General features: G+C 49.2%; 9 protein-coding genes. 2 read left to right on the forward strand and 7 right to left on the reverse strand.

The genetic code is table 11. The features are described 5' to 3' along the window. Positions 1-63: 63 nt before the first annotated feature. The 4 genes from rimO to ACESPU_RS04315 form a co-directional block, all read right to left on the reverse strand. Positions 64-1,362: a 30S ribosomal protein S12 methylthiotransferase RimO gene (gene rimO, locus ACESPU_RS04300; protein ID WP_048927244.1), complete on the reverse strand. Its 1,299-nt coding sequence runs from the start codon at positions 1,360-1,362 to the stop codon at positions 64-66. Beyond that, the gene (ftsY, locus tag ACESPU_RS04305) at positions 1,359-2,312 is read right to left on the reverse strand and encodes a signal recognition particle-docking protein FtsY (protein WP_005857252.1); all 954 of its coding nucleotides are present in this window, start codon (positions 2,310-2,312) and stop codon (positions 1,359-1,361) included. Before ftsY ends, rimO begins: the two co-directional genes overlap by 4 nt. 19 nt (positions 2,313-2,331) lie before the next feature. After that, a complete protein-coding gene (gene nspC, locus ACESPU_RS04310; protein ID WP_087344446.1) occupies positions 2,332-3,471 on the reverse strand; it encodes a carboxynorspermidine decarboxylase in 1,140 nt (379 codons plus the stop codon). Positions 3,472-3,882: 411 nt separating this feature from the next. After that, positions 3,883-6,192 (reverse strand): UvrD-helicase domain-containing protein, encoded by a 2,310-nt coding sequence (locus ACESPU_RS04315; protein WP_217772259.1) that lies wholly within the window; start codon positions 6,190-6,192, stop codon positions 3,883-3,885. A gap of 121 nt (positions 6,193-6,313) precedes the next feature. Between ACESPU_RS04315 and ACESPU_RS04320 the strand changes: the two genes are divergently transcribed. Next, positions 6,314-6,547 carry a hypothetical protein gene (locus tag ACESPU_RS04320; protein WP_005862659.1) on the forward strand — a complete coding sequence of 78 codons (234 nt, stop codon included), beginning with the start codon at positions 6,314-6,316 and terminating at the stop codon, positions 6,545-6,547. Positions 6,548-6,718: 171 nt separating this feature from the next. Here ACESPU_RS04320 and ACESPU_RS04325 read toward each other — a convergent pair whose 3' ends face one another. Then, positions 6,719-8,932: a TonB-dependent receptor domain-containing protein gene (locus ACESPU_RS04325; RefSeq protein WP_373133155.1), complete on the reverse strand. Its 2,214-nt coding sequence runs from the start codon at positions 8,930-8,932 to the stop codon at positions 6,719-6,721. A 231-nt stretch (positions 8,933-9,163) separates the two neighbouring features. Here ACESPU_RS04325 and ACESPU_RS04330 point away from each other — a divergent pair, with 231 nt between their 5' ends. Then, positions 9,164-10,090 (forward strand): helix-turn-helix domain-containing protein, encoded by a 927-nt coding sequence (locus tag ACESPU_RS04330; RefSeq protein ID WP_373133156.1) that lies wholly within the window; start codon positions 9,164-9,166, stop codon positions 10,088-10,090. A gap of 28 nt (positions 10,091-10,118) precedes the next feature. Here ACESPU_RS04330 and ACESPU_RS04335 read toward each other — a convergent pair whose 3' ends face one another. After that, complete coding sequence (locus tag ACESPU_RS04335) at positions 10,119-10,490, reverse strand: RNA-binding protein (protein WP_005862667.1); 372 nt, start codon at positions 10,488-10,490, stop codon at positions 10,119-10,121. Positions 10,491-10,702: 212 nt separating this feature from the next. Then, positions 10,703-16,237 carry an alpha-2-macroglobulin gene (locus ACESPU_RS04340; protein WP_373133157.1) on the reverse strand — a complete coding sequence of 1,845 codons (5,535 nt, stop codon included), beginning with the start codon at positions 16,235-16,237 and terminating at the stop codon, positions 10,703-10,705. Positions 16,238-16,280 lie beyond the last annotated feature (43 nt).

Here is a 16,280-nt window from a genome sequence, read left to right on the forward strand (position 1 = left end):
CAGTTCGTGCTGCTATATTAGTTATTTTTTCGTTAACCGACAAATATATTGACAGTTTTTACATCAATTCAACACTTTACCATACAGATCAAACGCTTGTGCGTCAATCACCTTTACTTGGTAAAAGCTACCCGGACTCAAGGGAGTATCCTTGGAAATCAATATTTCCGGATCTACCTCGGGCGAGTCGTATTGCGTACGTCCCACGTAGAAATCCTCCTCCTCCCGGTCTACGATCACTCGGAAGGTCTGCCCTACTTTCGAGGCGTTCACGTCGGCGGAGATGCCTTCTTGCACACGCATCAAGTAATCCAGTCGGTCTTGCTTCACCTCCTGCGGGATCTCGTCTTTATAATGCTGATAGGCATAGGTACCCTCCTCATGGCTATAGGCGAAAGCGCCCATACGCTCGAAGCGGATATCTTTCACGAAGCGGATCAACTCCTCGAAATCCTGTTCCGTCTCGCCGGGATGACCCACCATCAAGGTGGTGCGTAGATGGATGCCCGGCACTTCCCGGCGCATACGCTCCAGCAGCTCATACGTCTCGGCCTTCGTGATATTGCGGCGCATCATCCTCAACATCGGGTCGCTGATATGCTGGAGGGCGATGTCCATATACTTGCAAACGTTATCACGCTCACGCATCACCGGCAACAGGTCATAGGGGAAATGAGACGGATACCCGTAATGCAAACGAATCCACTCCACGCCCGGGATGTCGGATACCCGCTCCACCAGTTCCGGCAAGGCCATTCGCTTATAGCGATCGAGGCCATAAAACGTAAGATCTTGGGCGATCATCTGGAATTCTTTTACGCCTTGCGCGACCAAGCCACGAACCTCGTCTACGATCTCGTCCATCGGACGGGATTGATAAGCCCCGGTTATGATCGGGATCGAACAGTAGGAGCAGGTACGGTTGCATCCCTCCCCGATCTTCACGTAAGCGTAGTGTCTCGGGGTGGTGAGCACACGATCCGTAGCCAGCTCTTGATGGTACGACTTGCCCAGATCGGAGATCAACTCCTTCCAATTGAATTTCCCGTAGAAACGATCTACCTCGGGAAGTTCCTTCTCCAGATCTTTCAAGAAACGCTCCGACAAGCACCCCATCACGAAGAGCTTCCCGATCCGTCCTTTCTGCTTTTGCTCGCCCAGCTCGAGGATCATATTGATAGATTCCTCTTGGGCGTCGCCGATGAAACCACAGGTATTCACCACCACGATCTCGCCATTGATCTTATGGGGATCATGCTCTACCGTATAGCCATTGGCAACGAATTGGCGCATAAGTTGCTCCGAGTCCACTAGGTTTTTCGAACACCCCAGCGTAATAATATCTACTTTATTTTTTCTCATTCTCCAAATAACGAATTGACAAACTCACGTTTGCGGAATACTTGCAAATCCTCCATCCCCTCGCCGAGTCCGATATATTTCACGGGGATACGGAAATGGTCGGAGATACCGATCACGACACCCCCCTTGGCGGTACCGTCCAACTTGGTCACGGCCAAGGCGTTCACCTCGGTGGCGGCGGTAAATTGTTTCGCTTGCTCGAAAGCGTTCTGCCCGGTAGAGCCGTCCAATACCAACAATATCTCGTGGGGGGCGTCCGGAATCACCTTTTTCATCACGTTCTTGATCTTGGTAAGCTCGTTCATCAAGTTGATCTTGTTATGCAGACGTCCGGCAGTATCGATAATCACCACGTCGGCATCGTTCGCCTTGGCGGAGCTCAGCGTATCGAAAGCCACGGAAGCGGGGTCCGAGCCCATGTTCTGCTTCACGATAGGTACGCCTACCCGCTCGCTCCAGATCACTAGTTGCTCCACGGCGGCGGCACGGAACGTATCGGCGGCGCCCAGATAGACCTTCTTGCCGGCTTTCTTGAACTGGTAAGCCAGCTTACCGATCGTGGTCGTCTTACCCACCCCGTTCACGCCTACAACCATGATCACGTAGGGTTTCTTGCCCTCCGGAAGTGCGAATCCCTCGGCATCCTCCGTATTGTTCTCTGTCAGCAAGCTAGCGATCTCGTCACGCAGCAGGGTGGTCAATTCTTGGGTGGTGACATACTTGTCACGGGCCACACGCTTCTCGATACGGTCGATGATTTTCAACGTGGTATCTACACCGACATCCGAGGTAATCAGTACTTCCTCCAAATTATCCAACACATCGTCGTCCACCTTACTCTTACCGGCGATCGCCTTGGTAATCTTGGAGAAAACACTTTCTTTTGTCTTCGATAGACCTTTATCCAAGGTTTCCTTCTTGTCTTTACTGAAAAAGCTAAAAATACCCATATTTATTTTGTTTCTGTTTTTAATCCATCCTGTTCTTATAATCCTCATAGCCGAACGTACGGTACATCACCAACTGGTTGTCCTTGCTCCAAAGGGCCAAGGATGGGTGCGGTATGCCGTTGAACATATTTGTCTTCACGATTGTGTAGTGGATCATATCCTCGAAAATCAGCTTGTCGCCGATCGCCAAAGGCTTATCGAACGACCAATCCCCCATATAATCACCACTCAAACAACTATTTCCCCCGATCCGGTAGGTAGGTTTCCCCTCCACGGCATCCGTAGCGAAACGGATAGCCGGTTTGTAGGGCATCTCCAAGCAATCCGGCATATGGCAGGTGAACGAGGCGTCGATAATCGCCGTCTTGATACCGTGGTTCTCCACGATATCCACCACGGTTGTCAGCAAGAACCCGGTCTGCCAAGCGAAGGCGCTACCCGGCTCCATGATCAACTCCAAGTTCGGATATCTCTCCTTAAAGCCTTTCAGTAAAGCGATTAAATGCTCCACGTCGTAATCCTTACGGGTCATCAAATGACCACCTCCCATATTCAGCCACTTGACGTGAGGCAGGAAACGGCCAAAACGCCTCTCCACCTCGGCCAGCGTCCGCTCCAGATCATAGGAAGTGGACTCGCACAAGGTATGGAAATGCAGCCCCTCGATACCCTCCGGCAACGTGTCTCCCAGCAAGTCGCCGGTCACCCCCATCCGGGAACCCGGGGCACAAGGATTATACAAGTCCGTCTCCACGTCCGAGTATTCCGGATTGATCCGCAACCCACAAGACACCCGGTTACCATCCGCCCGCACCATCGGATAAAAACGATGGAACTGAGAGAGCGAGTTGAACGTAACGTGACTACTGTATCTCAAGATCAACGGGAAATCAGCCTCCGTATAAGCCGGGGAATAGGTATGCGCCGGACTTCCCATTTCCTCGAAGGCCAATTGGGCCTCAAATTTAGAACTTGCTGTCGAAAAAGGAATGTACTCACGTACGATCGGGAACGCTTTCCATAAAGCGAAAGCCTTAAAAGCCAATATGATATTCACTCCCGCACGTTCTTTTACGCTCTTGATCAAGGACAGGTTGTTTCTTAGTAAATTCTCCTCCATCACATAGCAAGGCGAGGGTATCTTGTTGATGTCTATCATGCTGTATCTCAATATTTCATAATAAATATGCAAATATAGCGAAAACATTCGGAGAAAGCAAGGTTTCCGCTCCGAAAAAGCAATAAAAATACAACTATATTTTTCATTTAAAGACTATTGTGTTTAGCCACGAACACTATTGTGTTTGGCGGCGAACATTATTGTATTCAACCGTGAACACTATTGTGTGTTTTAAAGGAAAAAAACGGCGACGTGACGTCGCCTCTTCTTTTTTTCTTATCTTTCCTAATATACTTATATATAGTAGTGCGAAACGCAGTGCGAAAAAGCGATACCTTTTTCATTCAATCAACTAAAAACCAACACCTTGGTCATTCGAAACGTAGTGCGAAATGCGGTGCGAAATACGATGCGGCTCGTAGCATGCCCAGACATGCCATAAGCTAACCGTCAATTATTCAACACAGTAAGTTTAGCGAACTTCAAAAGTAACTGCTTTTGCCCGAAATGATCGAAGGCCACCGTAGCCTTCGCGTTACCACCCTCTCCTTCTATCGAGACAATCTCACCTTCCCCAAAACGATCATGGCGAACCTTGGAACCCACATGTAACCCTGATAGATCCGTGGCTGGAGCCGCCGAAAAGGACGATTCCATCGTGTTTTTTAGCTTCGTAAGATGCCCTTGACGCTGTGCCGCTTGCTTCACCGGCGACACGAAATCATCCTCAACCGCCCACCTATAGCGTTCACGGGCCGAGGCGAATGCATCTGAAGCGCCGGCATCCGAAGGCATATCCAGATACTTAGCGTCTATATCCTTCAAGAAACGGCTGGGCGTACACATATCCGTCTTCCCGTTACGATAGCGGCTCTTCGCATAGCTCAATACGCAATTTTGCTCCGCACGGGTAATCGCCACGTAGAACAAACGACGCTCCTCCTCTACCGCTCTCGGGTTATCTTTCGATAGGGACGAGGGGAATAGGTCTTCCTCCAAGCCTACCACGAAAACATTCGTGAATTCCAATCCCTTGGCGGCATGTACGGTCATCATCGTGACCTTATCGGAGTTTTCCTCTTTATCGTTATCTTGATCGGTGAGCAAGGATACCTCCGCCAAGAAGTCGGACATAGCGACTTGCTCCATGCCCTCCTCACGCCGGATCTCGCAAAACTCGGCGATACCTTTCAGCAACTCCTGCAAGTTCTCTTGCTTGCTCACGCCCTCTACGGAACGGTCTTGAAACAGGTCGGAAACGATGCCGCTACGCTTCACCACCAAGGTAGCCAATTCCTCCGCGGAGAGTTTTTTATTCTCTTCAATGAAAACTTCAATTAAACTACGGAAATCGCTCAGTTTCTTAGCTGTACCATTATTTATCGGTAGCGAATATTCCAAGGGGGCTTGAAGTACGGTCCACAGGCTTACCCCGTACTCGGTAGCGGCGCCGACAAGCTTACCTACCGTCGTATCCCCGATTCCCCGGGTGGGATAATTGATGATTCGCTTCAAGGCCTCCTCGTCGTGCGGGTTCACGATCAGGCGGAAATAAGAGATCACGTCCTTGATCTCTTTCCGCTGATAAAAAGACAAACCGCCATAAATCTTGTAAGGGATGCCCCGCTTTCGCAACGCCTCTTCCAAGATACGGGACTGGGCGTTGGTACGATACAAGATAGCGAAATCAGCATACGAGAATTTCCCTAATATCCCGTGCATCTCGTTGATTCGGGCGGCTACGGTGTAGCCCTCCTCATAATCGGAGTACGAGGTGAAAACACTCACCTTGCTGCCCGCCTCCTTCTCAGAATAGACCGTTTTGGGTATCTGACGTGTATTCTTGTCGATCAAACTATTGGCGGCGTTCACGATATTCTGGGTGGAACGGTAATTCCGTTCCAGCTTGAAGATACGGCAACCGGTATAAAGATTCTTGAATTGCAGGATATTATCTATATTAGCGCCTCGGAAGGAATAGATGCTCTGGGCGTCATCCCCTACCACGCAGATATGGCCGTGTCTCTCGCAAAGCCGTTGCACGATCAAGTGTTGGGCAAAGTTCGTATCTTGATACTCATCCACCAATACATACCGGAAGAAGTTCCGGTATTTCTCCAAGACGGCCGGATGATCCCGGAACAGGATATTGGTTTGCAGCAACAAGTCGTCGAAATCCATCGCTCCCGCTTGCAGGCAACGGCTCTGGTAACGTTTGTAGATTTCCCGAAGCAAGGGGACCTTGGCATTCATATCGCTTTCCACGAGCTCTTTATTTTGCTCGTAGGCCGTATAAGTTATCAAGGAGTTCTTCGCGTTGGAGATCCGGCTCTGCACCATTCCTAGGCGGTACACCTTATCGTCCAATTGCATTTCCTTGATGATGGATTTCAGTAAGCTCTTGGAATCAGTGGCGTCATAAATCGTGAAATTGGAAGGATAACCGATATGCTCCGCCTCGTTCCGTAAAATACGGGAGAAGATGGAATGGAACGTTCCCATCCATAGCCGACGGGCCGTTTGGTCACCGGTGATGGCCGCAATACGCTCTTTCATCTCCCGGGCCGCCTTATTGGTAAAGGTCAGCGCCAAGATACTATAGGGAGGCAATCCCAATTGCAATAAATAAGCAATCTTATAGGTCAGTACCCTTGTCTTACCGGAGCCAGCCCCGGCCACGACCAAGGATGGCCCCTCATTGTAAACCACCGCTTCCCGCTGGCTCTCATTCAGTTGATTCAAATACTCTTCCACATTCATCCGTTTTAGGGATACAAAATTAGGGAAAATAAGCGATTCCACATAAAAAAGTTGGGCAGGTCGCCGATAATATATACATTTGCCTGCATATAATCAGTAGTATTAACCAAAACAAGGGACTATGGGAAATTGGGAGAGACAACAGACAATGAGGAAAGAACGGGACAAGGTCCGAAGGGAGACTTTAGGGAAGTTCTTTTTTGACTTGGCTAAATTAATGTTTACGACGATGGTATTAGGAGAAATGCTCCTATTAGCAAAAGACATCGGCGACATTAATAATTGGGGTATGTTAAATATAGGGATTTTAGGTACTTACCTATTAGCCCGAGTTGGAAATAGAATATTAAAATAATATGATCATGATAAAAGATTTAAATGGATTGACAGTGTTGATGCTCGTTGTTACCATTTTAGCCGCTATCTTCTTAGCTTGGCTTTACACAAAGCCCGGCAAGAAATGGTTGGATGAGTTATGATACCGTAGGTGGTGTGCCATATTGTGGATCATGGCACACCATCTTCTTTATTTAGCGTCCAACAGATCATCATTCCTTATGCTCCTCCCCGCTTTCTTCACGCTCGCTTTTAAATCACCGATCCGGTAGCTAATGGCGATGCCGAAACCACGGCTAAACATACGCTCGGTCTGCCGGATATGAAAGTCCGGATATCGCTCGTCAATCTGTATCGTCTTATGATCTCCCAGAAAATCTTGCGCCCGCAGCGTACAAGTCAATTTATCCTTCAAGAAGCTCTTTACCACACTCAAGCCGTAAAAATAAAAGCCGTACGAGTCCATCCCCACATTCGGCTCGGAACGCACGTATCCACCCGACAGGACAAAACGCCACCCGTACTTAAACTTCTGCGAGAAATCGACAAAAGCAGAGCCACAAAAGCCGGAATTACGCACATCCGTATCGTAAACCTCATTCCCCTCCTGCGCCCGTAAATCCAGATAATGCAACATGCTGTTCAGCGACACGCTTGTCCGGGGCGAAGGATTATAGCTTAGATAAAGGTTTCCTCCCGCTGCTTTCACGTCCACGAGATTATCATACGTACTATTCACCACATTCGCCGAATCAATGAACAGATACTCATCAATCACCCCTTTTCCCAAGGTGCAGAGCACGGAAGCCTGCACATTCAATTTCGTTCCGTAATAACTGTATGACGCCGAAAGACGATGATGTTTCTCCGATACCAATCCCGGATTTCCATACGAGATAGAGGTCCCAGACACGAACACCGTAGGATTCAAATAGCTGATATTCGGGCGACGTAAACGTAAGTTGTAAGCCAAGCGAAACAAATTCCGGTCGTCCAAGCGGAAAGCGGAGGTCCAAGAAGGAACCCAATCCGTTACACGATAATTAAAATCCTTGCCTTCGCCTTGTTTATAAGTCACGTCCTGCCAAGTATGTTCCATACGAATGCCCGGGTTCAAGCTCCATTTACCATACTTAAATCCATATCCCGCATAGGCGGAGCCTATATTCTGCACATGCCGATATTCCACCAAAGGTTGTAAATCAGCGGGTAACCAGACACCCTCACCCAACTCCTTTACCTCCGAAGTAGCGTGGCTCGTACTGTTACGCCGAATCAGCTTCAAACCGCCCTCGATGGAATGCGTACTTGTAAAAGGATTCACGTAATCAAGCTGGGCCGTATGCTCATGGGTACGGGCATGACTGATTTGCCGGGTATAATCGGCCTCCAGTTGGGGTAACGAGACATTACCCATCTTGTCCTTATCATGAAACACGCTATAAATATCGTTCGGGATATAATCGTACTGATAGGAAAGCGTTAGCATCTCTTCCTTATTTCGTTTGAATAAACGCTGATAATCCGCTTTTAAGGAGGCACTACCCCATTCGTTCTTCTTACTCATATCCTCGTTATAAGCATAGATTTCTTCCCCCTCTTTATCAAACCTGCTATAATGGCTATTCCAAATAGAGTTGCTGTTTCCGATATTCAAGTTTCCGGACAAGGAGATCAAATTCAATGTATCGATCTCGAAACTGCCTTCCAGACTTCCATAATGGGCCGGATATTTCACGTCTACGTCCGAGAGCATCCGGAGCTTCGCACCGTCTCCCGACTGGGTACGGAGATAATCCGACTCGCTCTCGGACGATTGTTGACTAAACGTATAATTTCCGGAAAGCGATAATCGGCCATATTTCAGCGTAGCGAAACCACCGGCACTCTTAAACAAGTTCATCACCGTAGTGTTTATACTCGCGTTATATCCCTCGAACTCCGCTCCTTTCGTCACGATATTCAAGATTCCGCTGACACCCTCCGCATCGTAACGGGCACCGGGATCTGTTATCACCTCCACTTTCTTGATCATGCTGGCGGGGATACTACGCAAGACCTCCTTGGGATTATTAGAGAACATATTCGAGGGACGCCCGTTCATATAAATCTTAAAACTGGATTGTCCGTTTACCTTCACGTTATCCTCGCCATCCACGGTCACTAGAGGGACTTTTCGCAACATCTCCAGCAAAGTATAGGTTCGGGAATCCGGGTCCTCGGCGATACTGTAAGTAGTCTTATCCGCCTCTGCCTTTATCAAGGGTTTCACGGCGACAATGTTTATCTCGGGCAAGTCCTCGTTCAAATACAATGAATCGGGAGAGACGAGTTGGGCAGTCAACGTCGAGTTCCAGTTTCCCACAAGCCCTATCAAGGCCATCATCATCAGAAATCTTTTCATATCCGTATCTTATTTGATTTGTTTTCGGGCAAAAGTAGAGGCAACAGACAACAACAACGTAAATAATCGCCGGATAAGTAGCTGACATTTCCATGACATTTCCATGACATCCGGTCATTTAGCAGGATTTATGTCTATTTCATCCCGAATCCTATCGAAAAGGATACTTTCCTTCTATAATATTTAGTACCTTCGAGCGTTCTTTTTATGTTAATTCTAATCTAGCGAATAATGAATACACGACTATCGGCCAATCTATCCGTTTTGGGTACCTCCTTAATGCTGATCCTCTCGTTCAGCTTCGGTTTCCATAGTTATACGGAAGCCAAGAAAACGATCGTGACAGACTTGAATCAAGCGTTGCAACAAACGATCCTGCAAAACTCCCACCTATGGATGAGCCAAGATTCCATACGCACCTATGCCAATCTATCCAAGCTTTTCGGCAATCCGGTATCCATAGAAAGTTATAACAAGGACTTTTCCGACGCATTGAGTTATACGCCCGACAAGAAGAAAACGGGAATCGTGATCCACGTACTCAATAAAGATCCTCAAACCGAAAACGCTCCCGCTAATGCCAACAAGAAACTCAACGAATATTATATCGCCAGCGATACGATTATCTGGGCATCATCCATAGCGAACAGCCCCAATACTGCCACGGATCATATCGGGATCTCATTCCAAGGGTACGCCAATTGCTCCACCCTTGCGGTTATCGGGCTATCGGACAAATCTTTGCCCGGCCTATTCCTCGGGCTTGCCTTTTTATCCGCTACCCTGCCCCTATTGCTTAAACGTTATAGAAAGGAGTTGATAATGCCTCAGCCTATCCATCCGGGAAAGACCATCTCTTTCGGTAATTTGAACCTTTCTTGCGAGACCGCCTCCTTCTATAAGGAGAATGAGGAGAAACTAAAACTCACCCCTCAGCAATATGCCTTGATGGAGATGTTTTTCCTATCGCCTACGCATATCTTGAACCGCTCGAATATCTGCGAGAGCTTATGGCCGGGAAAGATCAACGCCGACGAGACCTTGAACACCTTGATCCGAAGGCTACGGCCTTTAGTGGAGGAAAACAGTAACCTAAAGATCACGACAGACAGAGGACGAGCTTATGCGCTTGAAATAAAAAAGAGCGACCATATCTGATCGCTCTTTCCTTTTTATCTAGATAGAATTAATATCTTCCACCATCCCGGTTAGAACCATAACCGCCACCTCTGTTAGAGCCATAGCCACCGCCTCTGTTGGAACCGTAGCCGCCACCTCTGTTGTTATTGAAACGACCACCTCTGTCGCCTCTATCCTCTCTAGGTCTGGCTTCTGTTATATTGATGACTTTGCCGTCATAACTTGCTTGGTTTAACTCCTCGATAGCCTTTTTGGCTAGCTCATCATCGCTCAGCTCAACGAAACCGAAGCCTCTTGAACGGCCGGTTTCTCTATCCATAATAACTTTTGCTGAAGTAATCTCACCGTAATCAGCAAATAACTGTCTTAAGTCCTCATCAGAGATGTTGTAACTTAGATTTGAAATGTAAAGATTCATTTTGTAAACTTTAATTAAATGGTTAATTGAGCTGAGTATGTCGACTAAAAAAGTTTACCTAACAAATCAAGTTGTGAGCAAATACTTTCTAATACTAACTTAAATCAATCTCAAATATGCTGCGAATGTAATGGTTTTATTCGAGCATACAACTATAAATCCAATAAATTTCGAAAAAATATAAGGGCGGGGTCTGCCCACCCCCCACGAAATTAGAATACGGTAACTTCTTGTCCCGCGGTATTCGCACGGATTAAATAATCGTACATCGCCTCGCAATACACCGGAGGCAGGTAGAAGCGGCCCGGGTAGACTGCGCAAAGATTGATCTTCACGGTCACTTGACTGCCTGCCGGCAGACGGTCTATATAACTATAAACACGGTCGTCACGAATATCCTGATAATTCACTCCGGCGCTCAAGCTGTCCGTAGCGGACTCATTCAAGAAACGGGTATTCAGTATTTCCCATCCGGCAGGGAAGATCTCCGATAATACCAAATTATTATATCCCCGGGCCGAAGGGTTCTTTACCGTAACCACGGCGGAGAAATTCGTACCTTGCTCCAATTGGGCGACATTGACCGGACGTCCGTTCAAGTCCACATAGCTAACCGCCAACGAGACACCATTCGCATACGCTTTTTCCTCTCCCTGCTCCGGTATTCCCTCGGTTATGATACGGGCGAAGAGCGTAGATTTACCCGTGTTCTTCAACTCGACGCTCGCCGAGGTCCCCGCCTTATCCAATAAGGTCTCGGACCATATATTCTTATCCGTTTTCACCTGTCCATCCTTTCCGCCACAAGCGTACGTGAAATCCATGGCCCCGTCTACCCGATATTTAGCTAGGTAGTCCGACAAGGCAACTAAAGCGAATGCCGTAGATTGTGTGCTCAACCAATCATCCGAAGAAAGTTGTTTGGACAATTCTTCCACCAAGGTAGCGGCCTCCTTGCCTTTATCCAACAAGCAAAGCGTCATTAACTGGATGGATTGATCCCGGACATCACTGCCGAACGTCTCGTCATACTCGGAATAACCGGAAGGAAGAGCCGTCGTCTTGCTGATCAGGTCTTGAGCGACATCCTCACGGCCGACCAAGGCATAGGCGGAAGCTAGCGACCAGCGACTCATGGAGGTCAAATCTTTCATCTCTTTCAAGCGGTTCATGGCACCCATCTCCGGCGACCCGGCCAAAGCCAATACATACAGGCGATAGGCTTGCGTAGCCTCTTCCGAATCCATATAATAAGAGGTAGCCGGCTTCCAATTACGGGCTACCCGGCGTAGATTATTCAATACGCTTTGTTTCATGGCCTCGGGAACCAAGTAGCCTTTCTTCGAGGCTTCCAGCAAGAAATGAGTAGCGTAAACCGTACCCCAGCCATTGCTGCTCGTTCCACCCGGCCAATAGGCGAAAGCCCCATCTACGGTCTGGTAAGAGCGCAGACGGCGGATCACCTCTTTCACGGCCTCCTCCGTGGATTTCGCCTGTTGAGGGGTCAAATCCGTAAACGAGGAGATATAAAGCTGCGGGAATCCTTTCGAGGTGATCTGTTCCAGACATCCGTGCGGATAACCCAACAAATAAGATAGACGTGAGGATAAGTTCACGGGGGCGATATCCGACACTTCTAAAGTCAACTGGTTCGTACCCGTGGCACCCGGCATCGCAACCGTCTTTTTCCAAGACTTGCCGGCCTCCAAGGTAGCGGCGCTAACTTTCACTTGCGGGCGGCGTACCGTACGGATCTCCAGTTCCGTCTCATAAACGGATTTATCCCCTTTACCCGTAGCGGTTATCGTTACCTTCCCGATACCCGGGTTCTTCTTCACCCGGATACGGAACGAGGCTTGCTGATCCCCTTTCCGCTCGAAGCTCAAGCTCCTCGTCGCCTCGCCGACCACTTCCATATTCGAGCTGCAAGCGATAGATACATTCACGGCTCCTACGCCATCCTCGGTAGCGAATACCGTAGCGGGTACTACCATCTCCTCGCCCACGCCGATCACCCGGGGCAAGGTTCCTAGCAGCATTACGGGCTTACGTACCATCACGCTCTTATCGGCATGTCCATAAGCCTCCCCGTTTCCGGCTACCACCATGATCTTGACACGCCCGTTATAATTCGGCATCTGATAGGTATGACGGGCGGTCTTCCCCTTCTTCAGCAAGAATGGGCCGTCAAATCGCACCACGGGCTTGAAGCGGTTCACGATCGCTTTCGGGCCTTTGTTCAGCGCATCATCGCCGCCGATACTGAACAATTGCTCGATACGGCCGCCATAAGCGCCAACCACGTAGTTATACAAATCCCATGTATTCACGCCCAACGCTTCCCGGGCGTTAAACGCCTTCCAAGGCTCCGGCGTACGGAAACGGGTCAGGTCCAGCAAGCCCTCGTCCACGACCGCCAGCGTGTAAGCCATCTCCTTTCCATTCTTCTCGGAGACGGAGACGGTATAAGAGGCATCCGGTTTCAGCTCGGCGGGAGATTGGATGACCGGAGTCAGATGGCTCTCCGGAGAAGTTACCGTGAACGGGACCACGCCGTACAAGCGGATCGGCAAATCGTTCTTCGTGATGCCATGAGGCTGCAAAAGGGTGATATAGACGTAAGCGTTCGGCTGCATATCTTTCGTCACATCCAGTCTCACGGTCGTTTGTTTATCCTCGCACGTATGTTCCGTCAAGGAAAGGACACGCACGCCGTTCTCTATACAGATAATCGCACGGCTTCCTTTCGTAGAGGGGAAGGTGACTACCATCTTTTCTCCGGGCGTATAACTATCCTTATCGGTCTTGAAACTAAGCATCGTGGCGGACTCGCTGCCATCGGTGTTACGTCGGCCCTCGTTATAAGGCCAGTCGAAATAACTCATCACTCCCGTAGAATGCTTGCTCTCCTTATCTTTCACGGAGATGAAATACGTTCCCCACTCCTTATCCGGGAAAGAGAGCTGGAACATACCCCGGCCGTCCCCATCCGTACGGATGGCAAATGTCTTTACCGGCTTATTGTAGGAATCCGATACGTAATTGGCCAAACCGCTACTGTTGGAGTCCCACCACCAATACCAATAGACCTTATATACTTTCACGTCTAATTCCGTATTCGCTTGCGGTTTCCCTAAATAATCAACAGAAGCGACCTCGTAGGTATAATTGGCTCCGGTATTTAGTTGTTCCTTATCTTTCTGCGGAGATTTGATACCGGCATACCGGCGATAAGGCGAGTAAAGCATCCGGTCCGCGTCGATACTGAAATCGCCGGATTCCTCATAGACCCGGGTCACTAGGTTTGCCAGCAACATTCCGGGAGCGGTAGAACCCAGCTCGAAGCGGGCTTGTACCGTGGCATCGCCCCGCTCATTGGTAACGCCGGAGATCAGCTTGCTCTCTTCCGTATTAAATACACGGGAAGGATCGTCGAAATAGAAACCCTTATAGCCCTCGAAGGTAGTCGGGGTGGCGATAAAGGTACCTTGTATATCGTATTTCAAGTTACGGGCGATAGCTCCTTGCAGCCATTCCACATGCAGGCGGGCATCCATAGGCTCACCACGCAACAAGGTCTTCTCCGGCATGGATAAGGCGATCTTCAGGCGGTTCGGCTTGATGGACTCGATACGTAAGCGCTTCGAGAAAGAGACCCCACCCACTTGCGCCTTCACATTCCACGCACCCGTGGGAGCATCCGCCTCGGTAACGAAATCGAAGACATAAAGCCCCAGCTCGCCACGGGTCTGCGTCTTACGGGCATACATTTGCCCTAACGGGTTGTACAGCTCCATCACCACCGGATGCTCTGCCGGCAATTGCTTCGCCCGGTCGTTCAGCATAAAGCCCAGATGCAACGTATCACCCGGACGCCATACGCCCCGCTCGCCATAGATAAAGCCCTTGATCCCTTTCTGGACTACCTCGCCCGATACATCGAACGAACTGAGCGAGAGAGCCGATCCGTTATCCACCCGCAGATAGGAACGTTGGGTTCCCTGTGAGGCGATCAGGTAGAACGGACGTCCCGAGGAGAGATCCAGCCGTACCTGTCCCTTATCATCGGTCGTGCCCGAGGCCAACGCTTGGTGTTGGTAATTATAGGCGGTAACCGTAACTCCTCGCTCCGGCTCCGTATTCTGTATATTATGCACCAACACGGTCATATCATTATCCTGCCCCATCAAGGCGACCAGTCCCAAATTGGTAGCCAAGATATTCTTTCCCTCTACCTTATTAAAGTAATAACTATCCGAGCAAGGATCGTTCCATTCTTTCCAATTATAACTAGACCAATCGTATTGACGGTAATAATACGCTCCCTCGTCAAAACGGGCGGACTCTTCCTTGAAACGGATCTCGTCCGAGGCCAAGATCTGCTCCTTCGAGATCTTCACCGTATCATTCCCGCAAGGATAGGCCGACAAAGGCCGGTCAAACGAAAGCTCCAGACGGTAGATAGCGCCCGGTTCCGGCTCGATCAACCGCTTTAAATCGACCGCGAACGTATTCCACCGGGACAGGTCAAGACCCTCCTCATCCAAGAAGATCGTCTTACGGGCGATCAAGCGCCCGACACGCATCAGCTCCCCGGACTCATCCAAGTTGTTCGATTGCAGGAACTGACCGATATTCTGCTCCAATATCTTGATAACGCTCACCGTAACCCCTCGCAAATAAATCGCTTGGAAAGGAACGGATAATTGCGTGGATTGCGGGATGATCACTCCTTTCCCGATAAAACGGACGCCGGGTTTCTGCTCATCTAGGATTATTTGACGCACGACAGCCTCTTTCAGGTTCAAGCCGCTCTTGCTGCGGATGCCTTGGTTCAGGTGGATATTCATCACGCCCTTTTGCCACAAATCGGCATCCGGATATAGGCGTAGCTTGTTTCCGTCCACGGTTACGGTCTCCGACGTATTCTCGGCGATAAAGGCCAAGCCTCTCATATCTTGGCCCACATCCAATAACTTCGTGAAAGCGACCTCCACGTAACGCTCCGGCTCGGACACATACGTCACGTCGTACACCGAGAAATCATTCTGATCCGGAACGCTCACTGTCACGACATCGGCCTTTTCCACGCCTAGTTTATTAGAAGATACGGAAAGCTTGAGTGTCCGTTCCCCCTCCATCCCGGCGGAGACATTGAATAAGGTCACCTCATGTTTCTTTCCATCCGGGCTGTGTTGCCAAGTAGCGTCTACCTTCTCCGAGAAATCCACCAACGACTCCACGGTCTCCGGAGATTCCTTATCCGGAGTAAAAAGCACGGCGGTCAGATCGTACCCATTCTCGTTTTTCTTGTTGATATCCATCGATTCCAGATTCCCCCGAAGGGCTAAAGGGAGCGTGGTAAAACCAAAAGCGAACCACTTATCCTTACCTTGTGCCTCAAACCATTCGGACAAATCGGCTTTCACCTGATAAGAGGTGTTTCGCTCAAAGCCTTTCTCCGGCTTGAATACCAACGTCCGGTTATTCTCGAAAGCCCATTTCCCCGGCACATCGGGCTTGAGGCGCACGAGTTTCCCCAATCGGTCCGCCTTTAATCGATCCGCCGGGATCTCTTGATTAAAGATCAGGTAAACGGGAGAATACCGGGAAATCTTCCCGGTAGTAAACGCCTCTACATTCGGATTATAAGGGGGGAGATCTTGATCCGCAGGGCTTGTCGTATGACAACTTGTCAAGATAGACAAGAGACAAAGTACGCAGAATAAACCGATAGACCGTATCATACACATGAATGTTTAAATGGTTAATCCACAAATGTACATAAAT

The sequence above is a fragment of the Parabacteroides sp. 20_3 genome (assembly GCF_964238835.1).
Taxonomy (GTDB): Bacteria; Bacteroidota; Bacteroidia; order Bacteroidales; family Tannerellaceae; genus Parabacteroides; species Parabacteroides distasonis.

What these genes read in the sequence shown, in the direction of transcription:
- rimO (WP_048927244.1), bottom strand. Translation starts at nt 1,362, where the DNA reads ATGAGAAAAAATAAAGTAGATATTATTACGCTGGGGTGTTCGAAAAAC.
- ftsY (WP_005857252.1), bottom strand. Translation starts at nt 2,312, where the DNA reads ATGGGTATTTTTAGCTTTTTCAGTAAAGACAAGAAGGAAACCTTGGAT.
- nspC (WP_087344446.1), bottom strand. Translation starts at nt 3,471, where the DNA reads ATGATAGACATCAACAAGATACCCTCGCCTTGCTATGTGATGGAGGAG.
- ACESPU_RS04315 (WP_217772259.1), bottom strand. Translation starts at nt 6,192, where the DNA reads ATGAATGTGGAAGAGTATTTGAATCAACTGAATGAGAGCCAGCGGGAA.
- ACESPU_RS04320 (WP_005862659.1), top strand. Translation starts at nt 6,314, where the DNA reads ATGGGAAATTGGGAGAGACAACAGACAATGAGGAAAGAACGGGACAAG.
- ACESPU_RS04325 (WP_373133155.1), bottom strand. Translation starts at nt 8,932, where the DNA reads ATGAAAAGATTTCTGATGATGATGGCCTTGATAGGGCTTGTGGGAAAC.
- ACESPU_RS04330 (WP_373133156.1), top strand. Translation starts at nt 9,164, where the DNA reads ATGAATACACGACTATCGGCCAATCTATCCGTTTTGGGTACCTCCTTA.
- ACESPU_RS04335 (WP_005862667.1), bottom strand. Translation starts at nt 10,490, where the DNA reads ATGAATCTTTACATTTCAAATCTAAGTTACAACATCTCTGATGAGGAC.
- ACESPU_RS04340 (WP_373133157.1), bottom strand. Translation starts at nt 16,237, where the DNA reads ATGATACGGTCTATCGGTTTATTCTGCGTACTTTGTCTCTTGTCTATC.